19 protein-coding genes are annotated in these 22,116 nt (G+C 75.1%); 13 read left to right on the forward strand and 6 right to left on the reverse strand.

The window, feature by feature from the left end; all coding sequences use genetic code 11:
• Positions 1-142 precede the first annotated feature (142 nt).
• Both EDF32_RS10985 and EDF32_RS10990 read left to right on the forward strand, forming a co-directional pair.
• Positions 143-1,900 carry an aldehyde dehydrogenase family protein gene (locus EDF32_RS10985; protein ID WP_123308583.1) on the forward strand — a complete coding sequence of 586 codons (1,758 nt, stop codon included), beginning with the start codon at positions 143-145 and terminating at the stop codon, positions 1,898-1,900.
• Positions 1,901-1,974: 74 nt separating this feature from the next.
• The gene (locus tag EDF32_RS10990; protein WP_123308584.1) at positions 1,975-3,606 is read left to right on the forward strand and encodes a GMC family oxidoreductase; all 1,632 of its coding nucleotides are present in this window, start codon (positions 1,975-1,977) and stop codon (positions 3,604-3,606) included.
• Between the two features lie 231 nt (positions 3,607-3,837).
• On the opposite strand, the gene EDF32_RS10995 is transcribed toward EDF32_RS10990, so the two are convergent.
• A complete protein-coding gene (locus tag EDF32_RS10995; protein ID WP_123308585.1) occupies positions 3,838-4,701 on the reverse strand; it encodes an SDR family oxidoreductase in 864 nt (287 codons plus the stop codon).
• 101 nt (positions 4,702-4,802) lie between these two features.
• Here EDF32_RS10995 and EDF32_RS11000 point away from each other — a divergent pair, with 101 nt between their 5' ends.
• Positions 4,803-5,195, forward strand: a complete 393-nt coding sequence (locus tag EDF32_RS11000) for a helix-turn-helix domain-containing protein (protein WP_123308586.1) — start codon at positions 4,803-4,805, stop codon at positions 5,193-5,195.
• On the opposite strand, the gene EDF32_RS11005 is transcribed toward EDF32_RS11000, so the two are convergent.
• Positions 5,190-5,999, reverse strand: a complete 810-nt coding sequence (locus EDF32_RS11005) for an IclR family transcriptional regulator (RefSeq protein WP_123308587.1) — start codon at positions 5,997-5,999, stop codon at positions 5,190-5,192. The two genes, EDF32_RS11000 and EDF32_RS11005, sit on opposite strands and share 6 nt — an antisense overlap.
• Before the next feature lie 179 nt (positions 6,000-6,178).
• Here EDF32_RS11005 and EDF32_RS11010 point away from each other — a divergent pair, with 179 nt between their 5' ends.
• Positions 6,179-6,475, forward strand: coding sequence for a DUF5808 domain-containing protein (locus EDF32_RS11010; protein WP_123308732.1), 297 nt, complete (start codon positions 6,179-6,181; stop codon positions 6,473-6,475).
• Positions 6,476-6,491: 16 nt separating this feature from the next.
• On the opposite strand, the gene EDF32_RS11015 is transcribed toward EDF32_RS11010, so the two are convergent.
• Positions 6,492-7,760: an arginine deiminase gene (locus tag EDF32_RS11015; RefSeq protein ID WP_123308588.1), complete on the reverse strand. Its 1,269-nt coding sequence runs from the start codon at positions 7,758-7,760 to the stop codon at positions 6,492-6,494.
• Between the two features lie 385 nt (positions 7,761-8,145).
• Between EDF32_RS11015 and EDF32_RS11020 the strand changes: the two genes are divergently transcribed.
• The 5 genes from EDF32_RS11020 to EDF32_RS11040 all read left to right on the forward strand — a co-directional run bounded on the left by EDF32_RS11020 (position 8,146) and on the right by EDF32_RS11040 (position 15,423).
• Positions 8,146-8,595: a nucleoside deaminase gene (locus EDF32_RS11020; protein WP_123308733.1), complete on the forward strand. Its 450-nt coding sequence runs from the start codon at positions 8,146-8,148 to the stop codon at positions 8,593-8,595.
• Positions 8,596-8,605: 10 nt separating this feature from the next.
• Positions 8,606-10,096, forward strand: a complete 1,491-nt coding sequence (locus tag EDF32_RS11025; RefSeq protein ID WP_123308589.1) for an NCS2 family permease — start codon at positions 8,606-8,608, stop codon at positions 10,094-10,096.
• Between the two features lie 211 nt (positions 10,097-10,307).
• Positions 10,308-11,651, forward strand: coding sequence for an XdhC family protein (locus tag EDF32_RS11030; RefSeq protein WP_123308590.1), 1,344 nt, complete (start codon positions 10,308-10,310; stop codon positions 11,649-11,651).
• Positions 11,642-12,517 (forward strand): FAD binding domain-containing protein, encoded by an 876-nt coding sequence (locus EDF32_RS11035; RefSeq protein WP_123308591.1) that lies wholly within the window; start codon positions 11,642-11,644, stop codon positions 12,515-12,517. The genes EDF32_RS11030 and EDF32_RS11035 overlap by 10 nt, the downstream gene beginning before the upstream one ends.
• On the forward strand, positions 12,517-15,423 hold the full coding sequence (locus EDF32_RS11040) for a molybdopterin-dependent oxidoreductase (protein WP_123308592.1): 2,907 nt from the start codon (positions 12,517-12,519) through the stop codon (positions 15,421-15,423). The genes EDF32_RS11035 and EDF32_RS11040 overlap by 1 nt, the downstream gene beginning before the upstream one ends.
• On the opposite strand, the gene EDF32_RS11045 is transcribed toward EDF32_RS11040, so the two are convergent.
• Positions 15,390-16,295, reverse strand: coding sequence for a LysR family transcriptional regulator (locus EDF32_RS11045; RefSeq protein ID WP_123308593.1), 906 nt, complete (start codon positions 16,293-16,295; stop codon positions 15,390-15,392). The genes EDF32_RS11040 and EDF32_RS11045 overlap by 34 nt on opposite strands.
• A 90-nt stretch (positions 16,296-16,385) precedes the next feature.
• On the opposite strand from EDF32_RS11045, the gene EDF32_RS11050 reads away from it, so the two are divergent.
• From EDF32_RS11050 to EDF32_RS11065, 4 genes are all read left to right on the forward strand, one after another.
• Positions 16,386-17,375 carry a threonine/serine dehydratase gene (locus EDF32_RS11050; RefSeq protein WP_199734913.1) on the forward strand — a complete coding sequence of 330 codons (990 nt, stop codon included), beginning with the start codon at positions 16,386-16,388 and terminating at the stop codon, positions 17,373-17,375.
• A gap of 61 nt (positions 17,376-17,436) precedes the next feature.
• Positions 17,437-18,057 (forward strand): L-threonylcarbamoyladenylate synthase, encoded by a 621-nt coding sequence (locus EDF32_RS11055; RefSeq protein ID WP_123308594.1) that lies wholly within the window; start codon positions 17,437-17,439, stop codon positions 18,055-18,057.
• A 34-nt stretch (positions 18,058-18,091) separates the two neighbouring features.
• The gene (locus tag EDF32_RS11060) at positions 18,092-19,552 is read left to right on the forward strand and encodes a UTP--glucose-1-phosphate uridylyltransferase (protein WP_123308595.1); all 1,461 of its coding nucleotides are present in this window, start codon (positions 18,092-18,094) and stop codon (positions 19,550-19,552) included.
• Between the two features lie 109 nt (positions 19,553-19,661).
• Positions 19,662-20,267, forward strand: coding sequence for a hypothetical protein (locus EDF32_RS11065; RefSeq protein WP_123308596.1), 606 nt, complete (start codon positions 19,662-19,664; stop codon positions 20,265-20,267).
• Between the two features lie 3 nt (positions 20,268-20,270).
• Here EDF32_RS11065 and EDF32_RS11070 read toward each other — a convergent pair whose 3' ends face one another.
• On the reverse strand, positions 20,271-20,846 hold the full coding sequence (locus EDF32_RS11070) for a Dps family protein (RefSeq protein ID WP_123308597.1): 576 nt from the start codon (positions 20,844-20,846) through the stop codon (positions 20,271-20,273).
• Between the two features lie 122 nt (positions 20,847-20,968).
• Positions 20,969-22,114, reverse strand: a complete 1,146-nt coding sequence (locus tag EDF32_RS11075) for a DUF3866 family protein (protein WP_123308598.1) — start codon at positions 22,112-22,114, stop codon at positions 20,969-20,971.
• Positions 22,115-22,116 lie beyond the last annotated feature (2 nt).

Consider the following 22,116-nt stretch of genomic DNA (forward strand, 5'->3'; position numbering starts at 1 on the left):
GCGGTCCTCCTCCGGCGGCGCGGGCAGCCACCACGACCATGGTGCGCCGGACACCGGCGCGTCGCGCGGGCGCGGCCCGGAGCCGTGTTGCCTCCGGGGCGCGCGAGGGGGTAGGACTGCCCTAACCGATCAAGGGAGATCCATGAGCTTCGTCGAACAGTCGGCACCCACCGAGCCCGCCGCCGAGCAGAGCGGGGTCCCGCAGGCGGAGCGCGAGCGTCTCGACCGGGCGGTCTCCGACCTCGAGGACGGTGCGCGGGCGTGGCTCGGCCTGTCCCTGGCACGGCGTGCCGCGCTCCTCGAGGAGACCTGTGCCACCGTCCGCGCGCAGGCGCAGCGCTGGGCGCTGACGGCGCGCGACATCAAGGGCCTCGACGCGGGCTCGCCCCTGGTCGGCGAGGAGTGGCTCTCGGGCCCGTACGCCACGCTCTCCGGGTTCGGGACCGTGGCGCGCTCGGTGGCCGGCCTCGCGGCGGGGCACTCGCCGCTGGCCGGCATCACCACCGGGACCGCCCCGGGCGGCCGGGTGACCGTGCCCGTCCTGCCCCGCACCTCCAAGGAGGCCGTCCTCCTGCACGGCTTCCGCGCCGAGGTGTGGCTGCGGCCGGGCGTCAGCGAGGAGGAGGCCGTCGCGCGTGCGGGACTCGCGCAGCGCACCCCGCAGGTGTCCGGAGGGGTGGGGCTCGTGCTCGGCGCCGGGAACATCACCTCGATCCCGCCGCTCGACGTCCTCTACGAGATCGTGGCGCACAACCGGTCGGTGCTGCTCAAGCTCAACCCGGTCATGGCGCCCATGATGAGCGTCTACCTCGCGGCCCTCCAGCCGCTGGTGAGCGCCAAGATGCTGCGGGTCGTGCAGGGCGGGGCGCCCGAGGGCGGCTACCTGGTCCAGCACCCCGGCATCGGGCACGTGCACATCACGGGCAGCGTGGTCACGCACGACGCGATCGTCTGGGGGACGGGCGAGGAGGCGGCGGCACGCAAGGCCGCCGGCACCCCCGTGCTCACCAAGCCCATCACGAGCGAGCTCGGCGGCGTCTCGCCGATCATCGTCGTCCCGGGCCGGTGGAGCGCGAGCGACCTGCGCTTCCAGGCGGAGCACGTCGCGACCCAGCGGCTGCACAACGGCGGCTACAACTGCATCGCGGGCCAGATCGTCGTGCTCAGCAAGGACTGGCCGCAGAAGGCCGCATTTCTCGACGAGCTGCGGGGCGCGCTCGAGCGGGCCCCGCGGCGCAAGGCCTGGTACCCGGGCAGCGCGGGCCGGGTGGAGAGCGCGGAGGCGGCCTATCCCGGCTGCGAGCGGCTGGCCGACGGCACCCGGCTCCTCGTGGACCTCACCGCCGAGGACGACGCGTCGACGATCGAGAACACGGAGTACTTCGCCCCGGTCCTCGGGGTGCTCGAGCTCGGCGGCACCGGACAGGAGTTCCTCGACACGGCCGTGGAAACGGTCAACCGCGACTTCCTCGGGACTCTCGGCGCGAACGTGCTCGTCGATCCCGCGGAGCAGAAGAGGCTCGGCGCAGGATTCCGGGAGGCGGTTGCGCGGCTGGAGTACGGCACCGTCGCGATCAACGCCTGGACCGGCATCGGGTTCCTCACCGCGACGGCGACGTGGGGCGCGTACCCCGGCCACACGCTCCAGGACGTGCAGTCGGGGATCGGGGTCGTGCACAACGCGCTGCTCATCGACTCCGCGGAGCGGACCGTGGTGACCGGGCCGTTCCGGCCCTTCCCGCGGTCGGTCGCGCACGGCGAGGCGGCGCTGTTCCCGAAGCCGCCGTGGTTCGTGACCGCGCGCAGCGCGCAGGCCACCGGTCGGCTGCTGACCGGGTTCGCCGGGGCGCCGTCGTGGTGGCGGATGCCGAGGATCTTCGCCTCTGCGTTCCGCGCGTAGCGCGCGCCGGCCCCCGCCGGCACCAGGACAGACCCGATCGAGAACCCCGCACCACCGACGACAGGAGCACGCGCATGGGCGCGCGAGACGCAGGAACCTTCGACTACGTGGTGGTCGGCGCCGGATCGGCCGGTGCCGCGCTCGCCCACCGGCTCAGCGAGGACCCGTCCCGCTCCGTCGTGCTGCTGGAGGCGGGCGGCGCCGACACCAACCAGTCGCTGCACATCCCGGCCGCCTTCTCGAGCCTGTTCAAGAGCGAGTTCGACTGGAACTACGAGACGGTCCCGCAGCCCGAGCTGGCGGGGCGCACGGTCTACTGGCCGCGCGGGAAGGTGCTCGGCGGGTCGTCCTCGATCAACGCGATGATGTGGGTGCGGGGCTTCGCCGCGGACTACGACCGCTGGGCCGAGCTCGCCGGGCCCGCGTGGTCCTACGAGTCGCTGGTGCCGACGTTCCGCAAGATCGAGAACGTGCAGGACGCGACGGATCCCGAGCACGGGACCGACGGGCCGATGCGGGTGGAGGCCCAGCGTGACCCGCGACGTCTGACCGGCGCGTTCCTGCGCGCGGCGACCGAGGCGGGCTACCCCCTGGTGCCGGCGAACTCGCGCCGCCCCGAGGGCTTCAGCCAGACGATGGTCAGCGAGACGAAGGGCGCCCGGCACAGCACCGCCGACGGCTACCTGAAGCCCGCCCGGGAGCGCGCCAACCTCACCGTGCGCACGGGCAGCCACGCCACGCGGGTCGTCTTCGAGGGGACCCGCGCGGTCGGCGTCGAGTACGTGGCCGACGGCGAGGTGCGCCGGGCCACCGCCCGCAACGAGGTGGTCCTCAGCGGCGGCGCCGTCAACACGCCCCAGCTGCTCATGCTCTCCGGCGTGGGTGACGCGTCGCAGCTCGCCGGGCTCGGGATCGACGTGGTCTCGCACTCGCCCGAGGTGGGCGCCAACCTGCGCGACCACCTGATGTCGTTGTTCGTCGTCGAGACGGGGCCGGGCAGCCTGATGTCCGCGACCACCCTCCCGGAGCTGGGCAAGTACCTGTTGCGCCGGCGCGGGATGCTCACGTCGAACGTGGGGGAGGCCTACGGGTTCGTCCGGTCGCACGAGAGCCTCGACCTGCCGGACGTCGAGATCATCTACGCGCCCGTCGCCTACGTCGACGAGGGCCTGGCGGGGATCCCCGGTCACGGGCAGAGCATCGGACCGGTCCTCGTGGCGCCGAAGAGCACGGGCACGATCACCCTCGCCTCGGCGGACCCGTTCGACAAGCCGGTCATCGACCCGCGCTACCTCTCGGACCCCGAGGGCGCCGACCGCGCCGCACTCCTCTCGGGCCTCGTGATCGCCGACCGGATCCTGTCCGCGCCGTCGCTGGCGGCGCTGACCACCGGGCGCTACCTGCGCCCCGCGAACGGGGAGGGGATGAGCCTGGCCGAGCGTGCCGAGGCCTCGCTCGTCTCGACGGCGCACACGCTCTACCACCCGACGAGCACGGTACGGATGGGCACGGACGGCGCGGCCCCCGTCGACGGCGAGCTGCGGGTGCGCGGGGTGCAGGGCCTGCGCGTCGCCGACGCGTCCGTCATGCCCGAGATCATCCGCGGGCACACCAACGCCCCGTCGATCGTGATCGGGGAGAAGGCGGCCGAGCTGGTCCTCGCCGACGAGCGTCGAGGCGCCGCCCGTCAGGGCTCGGCGGCCTGAGCGCGGTCGCCGAGGGCCGCGGGGGCGGGTACGACGCACCTGTCACGAGTCGACCCGCAGCTGCGCGCCGCCACCGCGAGGCTGCCCGTGCCGGACGTGCGCCACCGGGCGGTACGCCGGCCGAGGTGCCCGCTCGAGAGGGTCGTGCGCGCGGGCTGAGGCCCGGGCCGTCGGGCGGCCCGGGCCTGCGCTCCGTCTCGCGCGCGCTCGGCGAGCTGGGTGCGCGTGCGGCTATGCCCGGAGCGCCGCCCGCAAGCCCTCGACGAGCGGCGTCGTCGGGCGCCCGACGAGGTCGCGCAGGTCGCTCGTGGCGTCCGCGAGGTCGCCGCGGCGGATGTCGCCGTCGAGCGTGACGACGAAGTCCGCCGTCCCCTCGTCGAGCCCGGACCCGAGCAGCGCGGCGTGGTGCTCGTCGCTCGAGACCTGCTGGACGGCCACCGGGGTGCCGAGCACCTGGCTCGCCGCGTCGGCCAGCTCCGCGAACGTCCAGGCGACGTCGCCGCTGAGCTCGTAGACGCGCCCGTCGTGCGCCTCGCCGCCGGCCACGACCACGGCGGCGGCGGCCGCGTAGTCGTCGCGGCTCGCGCTGGCGACGCGCCCGTCGCCGGCGCTCGTGAGGATCACGCCGCTCTCGCGGGCGGCGCTGACCGCGTCGGCGTAGTTCTCCGTGTACCAGTTGTTGCGCAGGACGGTCCACGCGAGCCCCGAGTCCCGCAGGAGCTGCTCGGTCGCGGTGTGCTCCGGGGCGAGGACCAGTGCGGTCTCGTCGGCGTGCGGGGCGCTCGTGTACACGACCCGGCGCACGCCCGCCGCCTTCGCGGCGTCGATCACGCTGCCGTGCTGCGCGACGCGGCGCCCCACCTCACTGCCCGAGACCAGCAGCACGGTCTGCGCGCCGGCGAACGCTGCCTCGAGCGCGGCAGCGTCGGAGTAGTCGGCGACCGCGGTCCGCACGCCGCGGGCGGCGAGCCCCGCGAGGCGGTCGGCGCTGCGCCCGACGGCGGTGATCTCTCCGGCGGGTGTGCCGCCAGCGATCAGGTGCTCGATCGTGAGCCGGCCCAGCTGGCCGGTGGCTCCGGTGACGACGACAGACATGATGTTCCCTCTCGTTGCGCGACGTGGTTCGTCCGTCCCAACCCGGACCGCACGCCGTTGCTTCCCGGACTGCGGTACGCACTTTCGAGTAAGGTACGCACATGGAGGTAAGCAGCGAGGTCAGGCCGGTGAGCCGCCTGTTCACCGCGGGGGTTCTGCCGGCCGCCTGCCCGTCGCGCACGGTGCTGGACCACGTGACGAGCCGCTGGGGCGTGCTGGTCCTCGTCGCCCTCGCCGAGCGAGAGATGCGGTGGGGCGAGCTGCGCCGCACCGTGGAGGGCGTCAGCGAGAAGATGCTCGCCCAGACGCTGCGCACGCTCGAGGCGGACGGGATCGTGCACCGCGAGGCGTGGGCGAGCATCCCGCCGCGCGTCGACTACTCGCTCACGGACCGCGGGCGGGAGCTGGCGCAGCGGCTGCTGCCCCTGACGGACTGGATCGCCGACAACGCGGACGCGATCGTCGGGACGGCGGCCGCGAGCCCGGAGTCATGACGCCGGGCTCGCGGGCAGAGCCTCCTGGCACAGCTCCCGAGAGACGCCGCGGGCCGCGGCGCGCACCGCGGCCACGGAGCCGACGGGGTCGAACGCGTCGCTCGGCGTGACGACGCTCAGCGCGGCGACGACGCCGTCGGGCCCGCGCACCGGTGCCGCCGCGGTGCTCCGCGCCCACGGCTGCCCCGTGCGGCCCACGGCGAACCCGCCGCGGCGGACCTCGGCGAGCATCCGGCGCAGGTCCTGCGGCCCGTCGAACGCCTCCTGCCGGTCACCGGAGGCGAACCTGCCGACGGCGTCCTCCTGGACGTCGTGCGGGGCGTGGGCCAGCAGCACGAGCCCGACGCCGGTCGTCGCCAGCGGGATCCGCCCGCCGACCCGGTAGCGCACCGCGTCGGCGTCGTGCGCGGACAGGCGCTCGACGAGGAGCGCGTCGGTGCCGTCCCGCACGGCGAGCAGGACGTGCTGGCGGGTGACGTGGAACAGGTCCTCCATGAACGGCAGGGCGACCTCGCGCAGCCCGTGGCCGCGCGGGGCGACCTCGAGCAGGCCGAGCCCCACCGTGAACCGCCCGTCGTCCAGGCGCTCGAGCGCGCCGACGTCCACCAGCGAGCGCGCGAGCCGCAGCGCGCTGCTGCGGGGCGTCCCGCTGCGCCGGGCGAGGTCGGAGAGCGCGAGGGTGCGGTGCTCGGCGTCGAAGGCGCGCAGGAGCGCGAACGCCCGCTCGACGACGCCGGGGCCCGGCGGAGGACGGCGCCCCGGCGCCGGGACGGGGACGTCGGCCGGCCGGCTCGGTGCGGGCATCGGCTCGCTCCCTCCTCGCGTCGTCGTTGACCGGTGTCCAGCGTGCCACTGCCCGGGCGCCACCGGAACGGTCGACACCCGTGCCCGCGCCGGCGTCGTGGCGACCTGCCCCGCGGGGGTGGATCATGGCCCCGGTGCTGCACCGGCCGGTGCTGCACCGCCCGACGACGGAGGTACGCATGGGACACCACAAGAAGCGCGGCGGGCTCGGCGGGCTGGTCCGCCTCGTGACGATCGGGCTGGCGGTCGCGGCCGTCACCAAGGAGCTGCAGAAGCCGTCGGGGGAGCGGACCTGGCACGGCACCGTCGCGGGGTTCGTCCCCTACGAGTTCCGGCCGCCGACGCTCGGTCGCCTGCGCGAGCGCGTGTGGGACCCGCAGGGGACCCACCTGCTCAGCCCGCACGTGTGGGGCGTCGGCTGGACCGTCAACCTCGGTCGCGTGGTCGCCATCGTCCGCCACGGCGCGGACGCCTGAGCGCGGCCGGCGGCGGTCACAGCTCGACCGGGTCCCGCTCGAGCGGGCAGGTCATGCAGTGCCCGCCGCCGCGGCCGCGACCGAGCTCGGCGCCGACGATCTCGACGACCTCGATCCCGGCGTCGCGCAGCAGCATGTTGGTGGTGGTGTTGCGGTCGTAGGCCATGACGACGCCCGGCTCGAGCGCGACGACGTTGTTGCCCGAGTCCCACTGCTGGCGCTCGGTGTCGTAGACGTTGCCGCCGGTGTCGACGGTGCGCAGCTCGGCCAGGCCCAGGGCGGTGCGCACCACCTCGAGGAACGGGCGCGTCTCCTGCACGACGCCGAAGCCGGGGGAGCGGTCGCTGGGGCGCAGCGTGAACGCCTGGATCGAGTGGACGATCTCCGGGTAGATCGTCACGCAGTCACGGTCGGCGAAGGTGAAGACGGTGTCCAGGTGCATCGCGGCGCGCAGCTTGGGCATGCCGGCGACGATCACCTGCTCGGCGGCACCCGCCTCGAACAGGCGCACCGCGACCTGCGTGATGGCCTGGCGCGAGCTGCGCTCGCCCATGCCGACGATCACGACGCCGTTGCCGGGCACCATGACGTCGCCTCCCTCCAGGGAGGCCGTCCCCCAGTCCTGCTCCGGGTCCCCCCACCAGACCTCGGCGCCCGCGAACCTCGGGTGGAACCGGTAGACCGCCTTCATCAGCAGCGTCTCGTCGTGCCGCGCGGGCCAGTAGAGCGGGTTGAGCGTGACGCCCCCGTAGATCCAGCAGGTGGTGTCGCGCGTGTAGAGGGAGTTGGGCAGCGGGGGCATGAGGTACTCGCCCCGGCCGAGCGACTCGCGCGCGAGGTCGATCGAGGCGGGCCGCAGGTCCCGGGGCAGCTCGAGCGTGGACAGCCCGCCGACGAGGTGCCGGGCGAGCTGGTCGGTGCGCAGCTCGTCGAGGTAGGCGCGCGTGGGCTCGACCAGACCGAGCCCGACCTCGTTCGCCACGATCTTGCGGTCGAGCAGCCAGGCCCGCGCCCGCGGGTCCTCCAGGGTCTGCGCGAGCACGCGGTGCAGCTCGAGGACCTCGATGTCGCGCTCGGTCAGGGAGCGGACGAAGTCGGCGTGGTCCTCCTGCGCGCGCTGGACCCACATGACGTCGTCGAACAGCAGGTCGTCGCAGTTGCTGGGGGTCAGCCGGCTGTGCGCCAGACCGGGCTCGCAGACGAGCACGCTGCGCAGCGTGCCGACCTCCGAGCCGACCGAGAACGTGCGTGCCGGTGGCGTGCCTGCCGGTGCCGTGGTGTCCATGGCAGGACCCTGTCACGTCCGCCGTCCGCTTGCCGTGACGGCGCGCTCGCGCGATTCCTCGCGGCGCCGCACCGGACTGACCAGCGGCTTTCCGCACAACGAAATCCGCATTCCGAAAACATTGTGTCCTGGGCCACACGGTGCTACGTTCCTCCGCAAGCCCAAGGCGGGCTCCCGCGGACCATGCGCCGGGGAGCTATCTACCAGGTGAACCAGCACGAATCGCCTGCAGCGCCCCGGCTCCCACCCGTCTCAGAGGGACCCCTGGGCGCGGCCCGAACAGTGGAGTCTCGACGTGGACACTCTGCCTGGTCTCATCACCCCTGCCCAGCACGCCCCCGACGACCCCGCGAGCGACGTTCCGTCGCCCGCCGCGCACCCGCACCTGGAGCGAGCCGTGGCGCTCGCGGTCGACAACGTCACCGCCGCCGGCGGCCCGTTCGGGGCGGTGGTCGTCACCGCCGACGGCCGGGTCTTCGACGGCGTCAACCGTGTCACCGCCACCAACGACCCGACCGCGCACGCGGAGGTCACCGCCATCCGCGCCGCCTGCGCCGCGCTCGGCACGTTCGACCTGCGCGGCGCGACCCTCTGGTCGAGCTGTGAGCCGTGCCCCATGTGCCTCTCCTCGGCCCTGTGGGCGCGCATCGAGACCGTACGATTTGCGGCGGACCGGCACGACGCCGCCGCGGCGGGGTTCGACGACGCGGTCTTCTACGACTACTTCGACACCCACCCGGACGAGCGCCCCATGCCCGTGCGCCAGGCACCGGCCTCAGCGCCGGTCGCGCCCTTCGACGCGTGGCGCTCGCACGCCGCGCGGGTCGACTACTGAGTAGGCGGGCATGACCCTCATCGACGACGAGCGCGAGCGCACCCCGGAGAAGGTCGAGTCCCCCCGGCCACCGCGCCTGAGGCTGCTCGACACGATCTTCCACCTCACCGCCCGGGGCACCACCGTCGAGCGCGAGCTGCGCGGCGGTCTGGTGACCTTCATCGCGATGGCCTACATCGTGGTCCTCAACCCCCTGATCCTCGGCGGGTTCTCCGCCGACGCCGCTCCCCTGGACGTCGAGGGCGGCTGGCTCCAGGCCCACCAGGTCGGGGCCATGACGGCCCTGGCGGCCGGGGTGCTGACGATCGCCTTCGGCGTCGTGGCCAACCTCCCGTTCGCGCTGGCGGCGGGGCTCGGGATCAACTCCTTCCTCGCCGTGACCGTGGTCGGGGAGGTCACGTGGCCCGAGGCCATGGGCCTCGTGCTGATCAACGGCGTCCTCATCGTGGTCCTCGCCGTCACGGGGCTGCGGGAGGCGATCTTCAACGCGGTGCCCCGGCCGCTCAAGGCCGGGATCACCGTCGGGATCGGCCTGTTCATCGCGTTCATCGGCTTCGTCGACTCCGGCTTCGTCACGCGCACCCCGGGCGGCCCGCCGGTCCAGATGGGCGACGGCGGGTCCATCGCCTCGATCCCGACGCTGATCTTCGTCGTCGGGCTGATCACCATGGGTACCCTCGTCGCGCGCAAGGTGCGCGGCGGGCTGCTCATCGGCCTGGTCTCGACGACCGTGCTGGCCGTGGTCGTCGAGGCGTTCGCCCACGTCGGCGCCCAGAGCGCCGACAACCCCCACGGGTGGTCGCTCAACGTGCCCACCGCGCCGTCGTCCCTGTTCTCCGTGCCGGACCTGAGCCTCTTCGGCCAGGTCAGCTTCGGCGCGTTCGACCGGATCGGCCCGCTGGCCGCGACCATGCTCGTGTTCACCCTGTTCTTCACCAACTTCTTCGACGCGATGGGCACGATGACGGGCCTCGCCACCCAGGCCGGGCTCGCGGACGAGGACGGGAACTTCCCCGGGATCAAGCGCGCCCTCGTGGTCGAGGGCGCGGGAGCCGTCGTCGGCGGCGGGACGTCGTCGTCCTCCAACACCGTGTTCGTGGACTCCGCGGCCGGGGTCGGGGAGGGGGCGCGCACCGGCCTCGCCTCCGTCGTGACCGGCGGGCTGTTCCTCGTCGCGATGTTCCTCACGCCGCTGACCGGCGTCGTGCCGCTGGAGGTCGCCGCCAGCGCCCTCGTGGTGGTGGGCGCCATGATGGTCGGGCAGATCAAGGAGATCGACTTCGCGGACTTCTCGGTCGCGCTGCCGGCCTTCATGACCATCGTCGTGATGCCGTTGACCTACTCGATCGCGAACGGCATCGGTGCCGGCTTCGTCACCTGGGTGCTGATCCGCACCTTCGCGGGCCGCGGGCGGTCGATCCACCCGCTGCTGTGGGTCGTGGCGGCCGGGTTCCTCGTGTACTTCGCGCGAGGGCCCGTGACCGTGGTGCTCGGCGGCTGACCCGTGCGCACCGCCCGCGCCGGACGCGTGGGCGGTGCGCACGGCGTGTATGACTGGAGGAGGACCGGCGCCGCGGCGCGCCGGCCGCGGAATCAAGCCTCGCCCGGGACGCGCGTCACACGGCGTCACGTCCCGGACACACGAGGGACTCACCGCACAGGTTCACTGAGGTCGCCGGGGGGTTCCCGGCACCGTGCGGAAGGCAGGCAGCATGCTCGACGTCGTCCACCGGACCGCCGCGTGGCTCGCGCCCGGTTCGCCACCCTTCGCGGTCGCGACGATCGTCGCCGCGGGAGGCTCCGTGCCGCGACCTGTGGGCACCTCCATGGCGGTGCGGAGCGGAGCGGTGCGGAGCGGAGCGGTGCACGGCGACGAGGTCGTCGGCAGCCTCTCCGGCGGCTGCGTCGAGGCCGCCGTGCACGCCGCGTGCGTGGAGGCGGTGCGCACCGGGCGCCCGCACCGCGAGAGCTTCGGGTGGAGCGCGCAGGACGCGTTCGCGGTCGGGCTGACGTGCGGCGGGACCATCGACGTGCTGGTGCAGCCGGTCGACCCGTCGTCCCCGGGACACCTGCTCGGCGCGCTGCGCCGGCTGGCGGCCGCGCCCGAGGACGCCCCGGCCCTCCTGGTGCGCCGCGTCGCGCCCGACGACGCCTCGGACGACGTCCCGCCCCCACCGCCGAGCGCGTCATCGGTGGGTCGGAAACCGGGAACGGGCCGACTGATGACGCGCTCGGCGGTGGGCGCCGCGGTGGGCGGCTCGGCGGTGGGCGGCGTGCTGGACGCCGGGACGCTGGCCGCGCTCCTGCGCCCGCTGCTCGACGACGAACGGTCGCTGCCCGGCGCGGTGGCGCAGGTCGGGGCGCTGGCCCGGGCGGGCGCGAGCGGCGTCGTGCGCGTCGCTCCCGACGGTGCCCCGCGCCCGGCGCAGTGCGCCGGGCCCGACGCGCGGCCCGGGAGCGCCGAGCGCGCACCCGTCACGCTCCTGGTCGAGACGCGCCTCGCACCCCCGCGGATGATCGTGTGCGGCGCCAACGACCACGGGGCGGCCCTGACCGCCGCCGCGCGCCTGCTCGGCTACCGCGTCACCCTGGTGGACGCCCGGCCGCTGTTCGCGGACCCGCGCCGGTTCCCCGCGGCGGACGTCGTCGTGGACTGGCCCGACCGCTACCTCGCCGCCGAGGTGGCGGCCGGGCGCACGGACGCGCGCACCGCCGTCGCGGTGCTGACCCACGACGCCAAGGTCGACGTGCCGCTGCTGGCGCTCGCGCTGCGCACCGACCTCGGGTACGTCGGCGCCATGGCCTCGCGCCGCGCCCACGCCGAGCGCGTCGCCGCGCTGCGCGAGGAGGGCCTGACCGACGCGGACCTCGCCCGCCTCCGGTCGCCCATAGGCCTCGACGTCGGCGCCGTGACCCCCGCCGAGATCGCGGTCTCGGTGCTGGCCGAGGTCGTGGCCGCGGCCCGGCCCGGCGCCACGGGCGTGCCGCTGAGCGGCCTCGACGGACCCCTGCACCCCGCACCTCAGCCGAAGGAGAGCGACCGGCCATGGACATGAGCACCGTCACCGACGTCGTCGCCACGAGCGACCCGCACCAGTGGCGCGAGGGCGACGCCTGGCTCGCCGGCGGCACCGTCCTGTACTCCTACGGCACCGATCGGCTGCGCCGGCTCCTCGACGTCTCCGGCGCGGGCTGGGAGCCGCTCGTCGCGGACGACGACGGGCTGGAGATCGCCGCGACCTGCACGATCGCCCGGCTGTGGGACCTCGGCAGGGCCGCCGCCCGCGCCGCGCACCCGGGCTGGAGCGCCCTCGACCTCGTGCGCCCCTGCTGCGACGCGTTCGTCGCGAGCTTCAAGATCTGGACGATGTCCACGGTCGGGGGGAACGTCTGCACGTCCCTGCCCGCCGGACCGATGACGTCGCTGACCGCCTCGCTCGACGGCGTCGCGGAGATCTGGTCTCCCGGCGACCGGACCCGCCGGCTGCCCGTCGTCGACCTCGTCACGGGGGACATGCGCAACGACCTGCGCCCCGGCGAGCTGCTGCGCGCGATCCGCCTCCCGGCGCGCGCCCTGCGCGCCCGCACCGCGTTCCGCCGCCTGTCGCTGTCCGAGCGGGGACGCTCCGGCGTCTTGGTGATCGGCCGCGTCGACCGGCCCGACGACGGCGGCGCGCTCGTGGTGACCGTCACTGCCTCGACCCGCCGCCCGGTGCAGCTGCGCTTCGCGGCCGGCACGCACCCGGGCCCGGACGCCCTGGCCGCCGCGATCGACGCCGCGATCGCCGACGACCTGTACCACGACGACGTCCACGGCCACCCCGCGTGGCGCAAGGACATGACGTACCGGCTCGCCGAGGAGGTGCGCGCCGAGCTCGCCGACCAGACGGGCCCGCGCGCCCGCACGGAAGGACACCTGTGATGACCGAGCCCCTGACGCACCGGCCCGACACCGTCGTCGTCGACGGCAGCCCCGCCGCCGCGCCGCCCGCCCCCGGGCAGTGCCTGCGCACCTACCTGCGCGAGCAGGGCGCCCTGGGCGTGAAGAAGGGCTGCGACGCCGGCGACTGCGGCGCCTGCACCGTGCACGTCGACGGCGTGCCCGTGCACAGCTGCATCTACCCCGCCCACCGCGCCGCGGGCCACGAGGTCACGACCGTCCAGGGGCTCGCCGCCGCCACCGGCCACGCCACCGCCGAGCGACCCGACGCCCTGCACCCCGTCCAGCAGCAGTTCCTCGACGCCCAGGGCTTCCAGTGCGGGTTCTGCACGGCCGGGTTCGTCATGACCGCCGCCACGTTCGACGACGAGGGGCGCGCCGACCTCGACCGCAGCCTCAAGGGCAACCTCTGCCGCTGCACCGGCTACCGCGCGATCGAGGACGCCGTGCAGGGGCGCGGGAGCGGGACGTGCGCCACCGGCGGCGTGGGCACCGACGCGCCCGCCCCCGCCGGGCGGGGCGTGGTCACCGGCACCGTGCGGTACACGCTCGACATCGACCCGGCACGGTACCCGGGCCTGCTGCACATGAAGCTCGTGCGCTCCCCGCACGCCCACGCCCGCGTCATCGACATCGACACGACGCAGGCGCTCGCGGTCGAGGGCGTGCACGCCGTGCTGACCCATGCCGACGCTCCCGCCACCCGGTTCTCCACCGCGCAGCACGAGCTCGTCGAGGACGACCCGGCCGACACCCGCATCCTGGACGACGTCGTCCGGTTCCGCGGGCAGCGGGTCGCCGCCGTGGTCGCCGAGACCGTGCGCGCCGCCGAGGAGGGCGCGCGCCGGGTGCGCGTCACCTACGAGGAGCTGCCCGCCGTCGTCGACCCCGAGCGGGCCACCGCCCCGGACGCGCCCCTCGTGCACCCCGAGCTGCAGGAGGTCCCCGAGGACGAGCTGCGCGGCGACCCTGCCGACGCCCCTGCCGGGGACGGGCCGCCCGCCGAGGTCCCCGAGGGGGCCGACGGCCTCGCGCCCGGACCCGAGCGGAACGTCGTGGCCCGCCTGCACAGCGAGATCGGCGACGTCGAGGCGGGGCTGGCCCAGGCCGCCGTCGTGCACGAGGCGACCTACCGCACCCAGCGCGTCGCGCACGCGGCCCTGGAGACCCACGCGTCCATCGCCTCGCTCGACGAGGACGGCCGCCTCGTCGTGCGCTCCTCGACCCAGACGCCGTTCCTCACGCGGCGCGCGCTCGCGCGCGTGCTCGACCTGCCCGCCGAGCGGGTGCGGGTGGTGTGCGAGCGCGTCGGCGGCGGCTTCGGCAGCAAGCAGGAGATGATCACCGAGGACGTCGTCGCCCTCGCCACCCTGCGCCTGGGCCGGCCCGTCCAGCTCGAGCACACCCGCACCGAGCAGTTCACCGCCACCACCACCCGCCACCCCTTCCGCATCCGGGTGCGTGCCGGCGCCGCCGCCGACGGCACGCTCACCGCCCTGCACCTGGACGTGCTGGCGAACACCGGCGCGTACGGCAACCACGGCCCCGGGGTGATGTTCCACGGCTGCGGGGAGTCGCTGGCCGTGTACCGGTGCGCGAACAAGAAGGTCGACGCCCGCTCCGTCTACACCAACACCGTGCCCGCCGGGGCCTTCCGCGGCTACGGGTTGTCCCAGACCGTGTTCGCGGTCGAGTCCGCGGTCTCCGAGCTCGCCGAGCAGCTGGGCATCGACCCCCTCGAGATGCGCCGGCGCGTGATGGTCCGCGACGGCGACCCGCTGCTGTCCGCGTTCCCCGAGCCGGAGGAGGACGTGCTCTACGGCTCCTACGGCCTCGACCAGTGCGTGGACCTCGTCGCCGACGCCCTCGCCCGCGGGCGCGAGCGCGACGCCGAGCACTACGGGCGCGCCGCCGACGGCACCGGCTGCGGCATCGACCTGGGCCCGGACTGGGGGATCGGGGAAGGCACCGCCCTGTCCATGATCGACACCGTCCCCCCGCGCGGGCACATCGCCGACGCCACCGTGCGCCTGCGCCCCGACGGGGGCCTCGAGGCGCTCGTCGGGACCGCGGAGTTCGGCAACGGCACCACCACCGTGCACGCCCAGCTCGTCGGCGGCGCGCTGGGCCAGGGCGCCGCCGCCGTCACCGTCCGCCAGTCCGACACCGACCTCGTCGCCCACGACACCGGGGCGTTCGGGTCCACCGGCACCACGGTCGCAGGGAAGGCCTCCCTCGCCGCCGCCGAGGAGCTCGCTCGACGGATCAGGGCCTACGCGGCGGCGCTCGCGGGCACCACGCCCGACGAGTGCCGGCTCGTGCCCGGCGCGGTCGACTGCGCGGGCACGCTCCTCCCGCTCGCCGCCGTCGCCCGGGAGGCGGCCGGGCGCGGCGAGCGCCTCGAGGCCACCGGGCACTGGGACGGCACGCCGCGCTCCGTGGCGTTCAACGTGCACGGCTTCCGCGTCGCCGTGCACCGGGGGACCGGTGAGATCCGCATCCTGCAGAGCGTCCAGGCGGCCGACGCCGGGACGGTCGTCAACCCCCGCCAGTGCCGCGGACAGGTCGAGGGTGGGGTCGCCCAGGCCCTCGGTGCGGCGCTGTGGGAGGACGTCGTCGTCGGCGAGGACGGCACGACCGAGACCCAGATCTTCCGCTCGTACCACGTGCCGACCTTCGCCGACGTGCCGCGCACGGAGGTGTACTTCGCCCGGACGTCGGACACCACGGGCCCGGCGGGCGCCAAGTCGATGAGCGAGAGCCCGTTCAACCCCGTCGCGCCCGCGATGGCGAACGCGATCAAGGCGGCCACGGGGGTGCGGTTCACCCGGCTCCCGCTGACCCGCGACCGCGTCTACCTCGGCATGAAGGAGGCGGGGGTGCGCTGAGCGCCCGCGGCCGCCAGCAGCTCGACCAGGGCCAGCGCCGGCGGGGGAGGACGGTCGCCGTACGTGACCGCCAGGACGCGCCGGTGCGCGTCCGCGACGGGGCTGACCTCCACACGCGGGTCGGTGTGGGCCCGCAGCGCGAGCGACGGCAGGAGGCTCACGCCCACCCCCGCCGCGACGAGCGACTGGACCGCGACGTAGTCGTCGGTCTCGAACGCGATCCTCGGGGTGAACCCCGCCCGCTCGCACCGCCCGACGAGGTCGGCCCGGCAGCGCGGGCAGCCCGCGATCCAGTCCGTGCCCGCCCAGCGGCGCAGGTCCGCCGGCCCCGTGCCGGGCCGGTCGTCGCGGCGCCGCACCAGCGACACCGGCTCGGTGAGCACCGGCGTCGCGGCCAGCCCCCCGAGGTCGGCGGGGGTGTGGTCGTGCTCGAAGACGAGCGCGACGTCCACCTCGCCGCGGCGCAGCGACGCGAGCGCCTCCGGCGGCTCCGCCTCGACCAGCTCCACGCCGAGCCCGGGGCGCTCCCGCCCGAGGCGCGCGACGACGTCGGGCACCAGGGTGGCCAGCGCGGACGGGAAGGCGGCCAGGCGGGCGCGGCCCGCCTCGAGGCCGGCGAGCGCGCGCAGCTCCTCCTGCGCGGCCTCGGTGCGCCCGAGGATCTCCTCCGCGCGGGCGACCAGGAGGCGGCCCGCGTCCGTGAGCCGGACGCCGCGCCCGTGGCGCTGCAGCAGGGGGACGCCGACCTCGGACTCGAGGCGCGCCAGGTGGTGGGAGACGGACGCCTGGGCGAGGTAGAGCGACTCGGCGGCGGCCGTCACCGATCCCTCGTGCGCGACGGCGACGAGGATGCGCAGGCGGTGCAGGTCCATGGGTCCAGGCTACCCAGGCATCGATGCTATCGATGAGACCAGCGACATTCGGGTATGGATCGATGGGTCCGACCCTGCCACCGTGGAAACATGACCGCCGCCGACCACACCTGCCCGCCGACCATGGGCGACGTGCTGGAGGCCGACCTCCTCCTGTCCGCCCACCTCGCTGAGACCCCCGTCCGCACCTACGACGCCCTCGACCGCGCCGCCGGAGCCCGCGTCGTGCTCAAGCACGAGAACCTCCAGCCCACCGGCGCGTTCAAGGTCCGCGGCGCCCTCAACGTCCTGCTGCGCTCCACCGCCGACGAGCGGGCCCGCGGCGTCGTCGCCTACTCCACGGGCAACCACGCCCAGGCCGTCGCCCACGCCGCCCGCGCGACCGGCACCGCCTGCACCATCGTCATGCCCGAGCGCCCCAACCCGGCCAAGGCCGACGCCGTGCGGGCCCTCGGCGCGCGCCTCGTGCTGCACGGCGCGACCTTCGACGACGCCGCCGCGCACGCCGCCCGCATCAGCGAGCAGACCGGCGCGCGGCTCGTCGGCGCCGCCGGCGACACCCGGATCCTCGCCGGCGTCGCCACCGCCTACCTCGACCTCCTGCGCGCCGCGCCCGACCTCGACGTCCTCCTCGTGCCCGTCGGCGGGGGCAGCGGCGCCGCCGGGGCGTGCACCGTCGCGTCCGCGCTCGCCCCGCGCTGCGAGGTGATCGCCGTCCAGTCCGACGCCTCACCCTCCGCCTACGCCTCCTGGCGCTCCGGCGTCATCGAGCGCCTGCCCAACACGAGCCGCGCCGAGGGGCTCGCCACCGGCACCGGGTTCCCCCTGACCCAGCAGGTCATGCGCGCCCACCTCGCGGACTTCGTCACCGTCACCGACGACCAGATCCGCGACGCCCAGTGGACCCTGCTCACCGCCGCACGCACCGTCGCCGAGGGGGCCGGCGCCGCGGCGCTCGCGGCCGTGCTCGCCGACCCGGGCCGGTTCGCCGGGCGGCGGGTCGGGATGGCGGTCACGGGCGGCAACGCCAGCGCGGCCGAGCTCCGCGAGGTGGTCGCCGCCGGGTCCGTGCTCCCGTAGCGGGCGAGGGGCCGGGCGAGCCTGCCCGGCGGGCAGGTGGCGTCGGGCGCACGATGGGCGCATGGCCCGCTACTTCGACGTCCACCCCCACGACCCCCAGCCCCGGGCGATCGCCCAGGTCGTCGCGATGCTCACCGACGACGCCCTGGTCGCCTACCCGACCGACTCCGGCTATGCGCTCGGCACCCGGATGGGCAACACCCACGGGACCGACCGCATCCGCGCCGTCCGGGACCTCGACGCGAGGCACCACTTCACGCTCGTGTGCTGCGACTTCCACCAGCTCGGGCAGCTCGTGAAGGTGGACAACGCCGCGTTCCGCGCGATCAAGGCCGCCACGCCGGGGCCGTACACGTTCGTCCTGCCGGCCACCGCCGAGGTCCCGCGGCGCCTGGCCCACCCGAAGAAGCGCACCGTCGGCGTGCGGATCCCGGACAACCGCGTCGTCCAGGCGCTGCTGCGCGAGCTGGGGGAGCCGATCCTGTCGAGCACGCTGCTCCTGCCGGGCCGCGAGGAGCCGCTCACGGACGGCTGGGCGGTCAAGGAGGAGCTCGACCACCTCGTGGACGCGGTGGTCGACGCGGGGGAGTGCGGGACGGAGCCGACGACGGTCGTGGACCTCTCCGGCGGCGCGCCCGAGATCCTGCGCGTGGGCGCGGGGGACCCGTCCCGGTTCGAGTGACGGGAGCGCGGCCGCGACCACTAGCCTGGGCCCCATGACGAGCGAGACGAGCCAGACGAGCCAGACGAGCGACACCCCCGGCCGCGCCGGGCTCGAGCACGCCCGGCGCAAGATGCGCGACGCCGGCGTGGCGGACGCCGCGGTGGACGTCTTCAGCCGCTTCTACGACCTGCTCGCCTCGGGACAGACCGGGACGATCGCCGAGGCGGACGTCGACCCGCTCACGGACGTCCCCCGCCGCGCGGACCTCGAGACGGACCCGGACGCGGCCCGCGGGGCGCTGGCCGCGACGGCGATCGTCAAGCTCAACGGCGGCCTCGGCACGTCGATGGGCATGGACCGGGCGAAGTCGCTGCTGACCGTGCGCGACGACGCGCCCGAGGGAGCGCAGGCACCGGACGGGCTGAGCTTCCTCGACGTCATCGTCGGCCAGGTGCGGGCTGCTCGGGAGGCCACCGGCGCGCGCCTGCCGCTCGTGCTGATGAACAGCTTCAGCACCCAGGACGACACGCTCGCGGCGCTGAGCGAGTACCCCGACCTCGCCGTCGACGGGCTGCCCCTGGACTTCCTGCAGAACCGCGAGCCCAAGCTGCGCGCCGAGGACCTGGAGCCCGTCGAGTGGCCCGCGAACGAGGCGCTGGAGTGGTGCCCGCCGGGTCACGGCGACCTCTACGCGGCCCTGCACGCGTCCGGCGTGCTGCGCGCGCTGCTCGACGCCGGCTTCCGGTACGCGAGCGTCTCCAACTCGGACAACCTCGGCGCGGCGCCGGACGCCGGGATGGCAGCCTGGTTCGCGGCGTCGGGCGCCCCGTACGCCGCCGAGGTCGCCCGCCGCACGCCGGCGGACCGCAAGGGCGGCCACCTGGTCGTGCGCAAGAGCGACGGCCGCCTCGTGCTGCGGGAGACGGCGCAGACGCCCGTCGAGGACCAGGACGCCGCGGCGGACATCGAGCGCCACCCGTACTTCCACACCAACAACCTCTGGTTCGACCTGGCGGCGCTGGCGACCGAGCTCGAGCGCACGGGCGGCGTCCTGGAGCTCCCGCTGATCCGCAACGAGAAGACGGTCGACCCGGCGGACTCCTCGTCGACGCCGGTCGTGCAGATCGAGTCGGCGATGGGTGCGGCCGTCGAGGTGTTCGACGGCGCCGTGGCGATCGAGGTCGAGCGCGCGCGCTTCCTGCCCGTGAAGACGACCAGCGACCTGCTGCTGCTGCGCTCGGACGTGTACGCCCTCGGGGAGGACTACCGCCTCACGGCCCAGGTCGACGCGCCGCTCGTGACGCTGGCGCCCGGCCCCTACAAGCTCGTGGGGGACTTCGACGCGCGGTTCGCCGCCGGTGCGCCCTCGCTGCGCGACGCGCGGTCCCTGGAGGTCGCGGGGGACTGGACCTTCGGCAGGGACGTCACCGTCACCGGGGAGGCCTTCCTCGGTGACGGCGGTGGCACGGTGCCCGACGGCGCCGGCATCGGCCCGGAGGGCGTGCGGGCCTGAGCCACGGCCCGTCCGAGCAGAGTCCGTCCGGACCGCGCCCGTCGATCCACGGCTGGGTCGATCGGCGTGCCTGTCGAATAAATAGTGTGCCAAGCGACACCCTGTACCCATGGACGCCCAACACGACCACCTCACCACCACCACGAGCCCCGAAGCGCCGGCCCGGTACCCACGACCGCCGGTGAGCCTCGCCGAGGCCGAGACGGTCTGGCGGGACCTGGCCGGCGCGGCCACAGCACCCGGCGCGAAGCCGGAGACGGTGCGCCTGGCGGTGATCGTCGCGCTGACCCGCGCCACGGGCGCCCGGTACGGGGACCTGCTGCGCTGCACCGTCGACTCCCTCGACCTCGGGCCGGAGGCGGCCCGGTCGGGGGAGGGGAGCGTCGTCGTCCTGCACGGCAAGCACCGCACGCCGCTCGAGCACCGGCTGGACGCGGGCACGGTCGTGCTGCTGCGGACATGGCTCGAGGTCCGCACAGAGCTCTGTGCGGACCTCGAGGGGTCACCGCCGCGGGCGCTGCTGCTGACCGTGCACCACACCCACGACCAAGGGACGACGGTCGTGAGCGGCCTGCCGATCACCAAGCAGGGCCTGGTGCTGTCCTGGCGGCGTCACGTGCTGCGGACCAACGCCCGCTGGGCGGGCATCCGCCCGCCCCTGCCGACGCGGTTCGAGCAGGTGCGCCGCGCCTGGGCCGGTCGCCCGCTGGAGTGAGCGTCAGGCCTCGTCGAGCGCGGCGAGCTTCGCGCTGTCGGCGGCGTCCCGCTCGCCCGTCGCGTCGGTCGTGCTGAGCTCGCCGCCCACCGACTCGAGGTGCGCGCGGACGAACCAGTGGAAGAGCTCGAGCTCGTGCAGGTGGCCGATGAGCAGGTCGTTCGTCACGTCGTCGAGGTCGGCCGTCGCGGTCGCCGCCTCGCGGTGCGCGGTGACGATGCCGACGTAGACCTCGTCGAGGGCCCCGAGGTGCTCGATCGTCGACGCCCGGCCGAGCGAGTAGTCGTCCCAGGGGCGCGCCGCCACGAGCGCACCGGGCGTGCCGACGGGCGAGACGCCCAGGGTCGCGATGCGCTCCGCGATCGCGTCGACCATCGCCCGCACGGCGTCCACCTGCGGGTCGATCATCTCGTGGACCGCGATGAAGTGCGGCCCGACGACGTTCCAGTGGATGTGCTTGAGCGTCAGCTGGAGGTCGTTCAGTGCGTGGAGACGCTCCTGCAGGATGCTCGCGACCTTCGCACCGTCCGCGGGAGTGAGGGACGGGACCGTGTACTTGGGCAGGTTGCTGGCTGCCATGAGGACCTCCTACGTCTCGATGGGAGGCAGGGACGCCTCCGGTACCCACCATCCTGGCCGGAGGACGACCGACTCGCAGCGCGGCGGCCGGGTCGGTGCCGCGCTCGTCGGTGCCTCGTCGGTCACGGCCGCGGCGCGGCCGGGACACGCAGCTGCTCGGCGTGCACGCCGGCGACGGCGGCCGCCACGAAGGACGACGGGTCCCCGTCGAGGTCGCGGCCCATGGTCCGCAGGCCGACGGGGCACGCGCGCAGCGCGGCGACGAGCGGCTCGTCCGCCACGACCTCGACGAGCCGGTGCCGGGCGCCCGGCGCGGTCAGAGTCGCGGCCTGCACGTCGACGCGCCGCGTCAGCCCCGCGGGCCACGAGGGCATCTGCTCGAGCGCCTCGACCGGCCGGGGGACGACGACGTCGGCCGCCGCGAGCGCCACCCGCCCGTAGGCGGTCATCGAGTGGTGGGAGACGCCGAGGTGCCGGTCGCGGGCGTCGGCGCCCGAGACGCGCAGGGACGCGACGGCCCGGCCGCCGAGCGTCCCCACGGCGTTGACGACGTCGCCGACCTGCACCCCGGAGAACCCCCACCGGGTGCCCGTCCCGAGGTTCCCGGGACCCTGGGCGACGACCGCGAGGTCGGCCCCGACGACGTGGCGCGCCGTGAGCAGCCCCGTGTGCACGGTGACGGCCTCGTGGTCGCCGCCGTAGGCCTGGCCCACGGTGATGCAGGAGTCCAGCCACCCGGCGTCGCGCAGGCCCGCGACCGTGCGGGAGAACGCGGCGGGCAGCGCGCCGCCGTCGGTCATCACGTAGGCGACGCGCGGTGCGTCGCGCCCGGCGCGCGCCGCGGCGTGGCGGGCGCCCGCCACGACGGCGGGCAGCGCGGAGTGCAGGTCGGCGACCACGACGGGCAGCGCGTCGAGGTCGTCGGCGTCGGCGAGGGCCTCGTGGTGCGGCGACTCCTGCTCGTCGGCGCCGAGCACGAGCGCCTGCAGCGGGGTGTAGCGGGCCTTGACGAGATGGCCCGGTCCCGGCGGCGGGTCGGGCGGCAGCCGGTCGGGGAGTGCGACGACGAGCGCGTAGCCGCCCGTGCCGAGCCCTCGGGCGAGCGCGGAGACGTTGAGGGTCACGCGGTCGCCGGCCTCGGGGGAGCCGACGACGTCGGTGTACGCGAGCGCCCGCACCTGCTCGCCGTCGACGTCGACCAGCAGCTCCTGCGCGCCCTGCCAGCCCCTGCCGCACGACAGGACGGTGCCGCTCCGCCACGTGATCACCC

This window comes from Cellulomonas sp. PhB143, assembly GCF_003752595.1.
In the GTDB taxonomy this organism is placed as follows: Bacteria; Actinomycetota; Actinomycetes; order Actinomycetales; family Cellulomonadaceae; genus Paraoerskovia.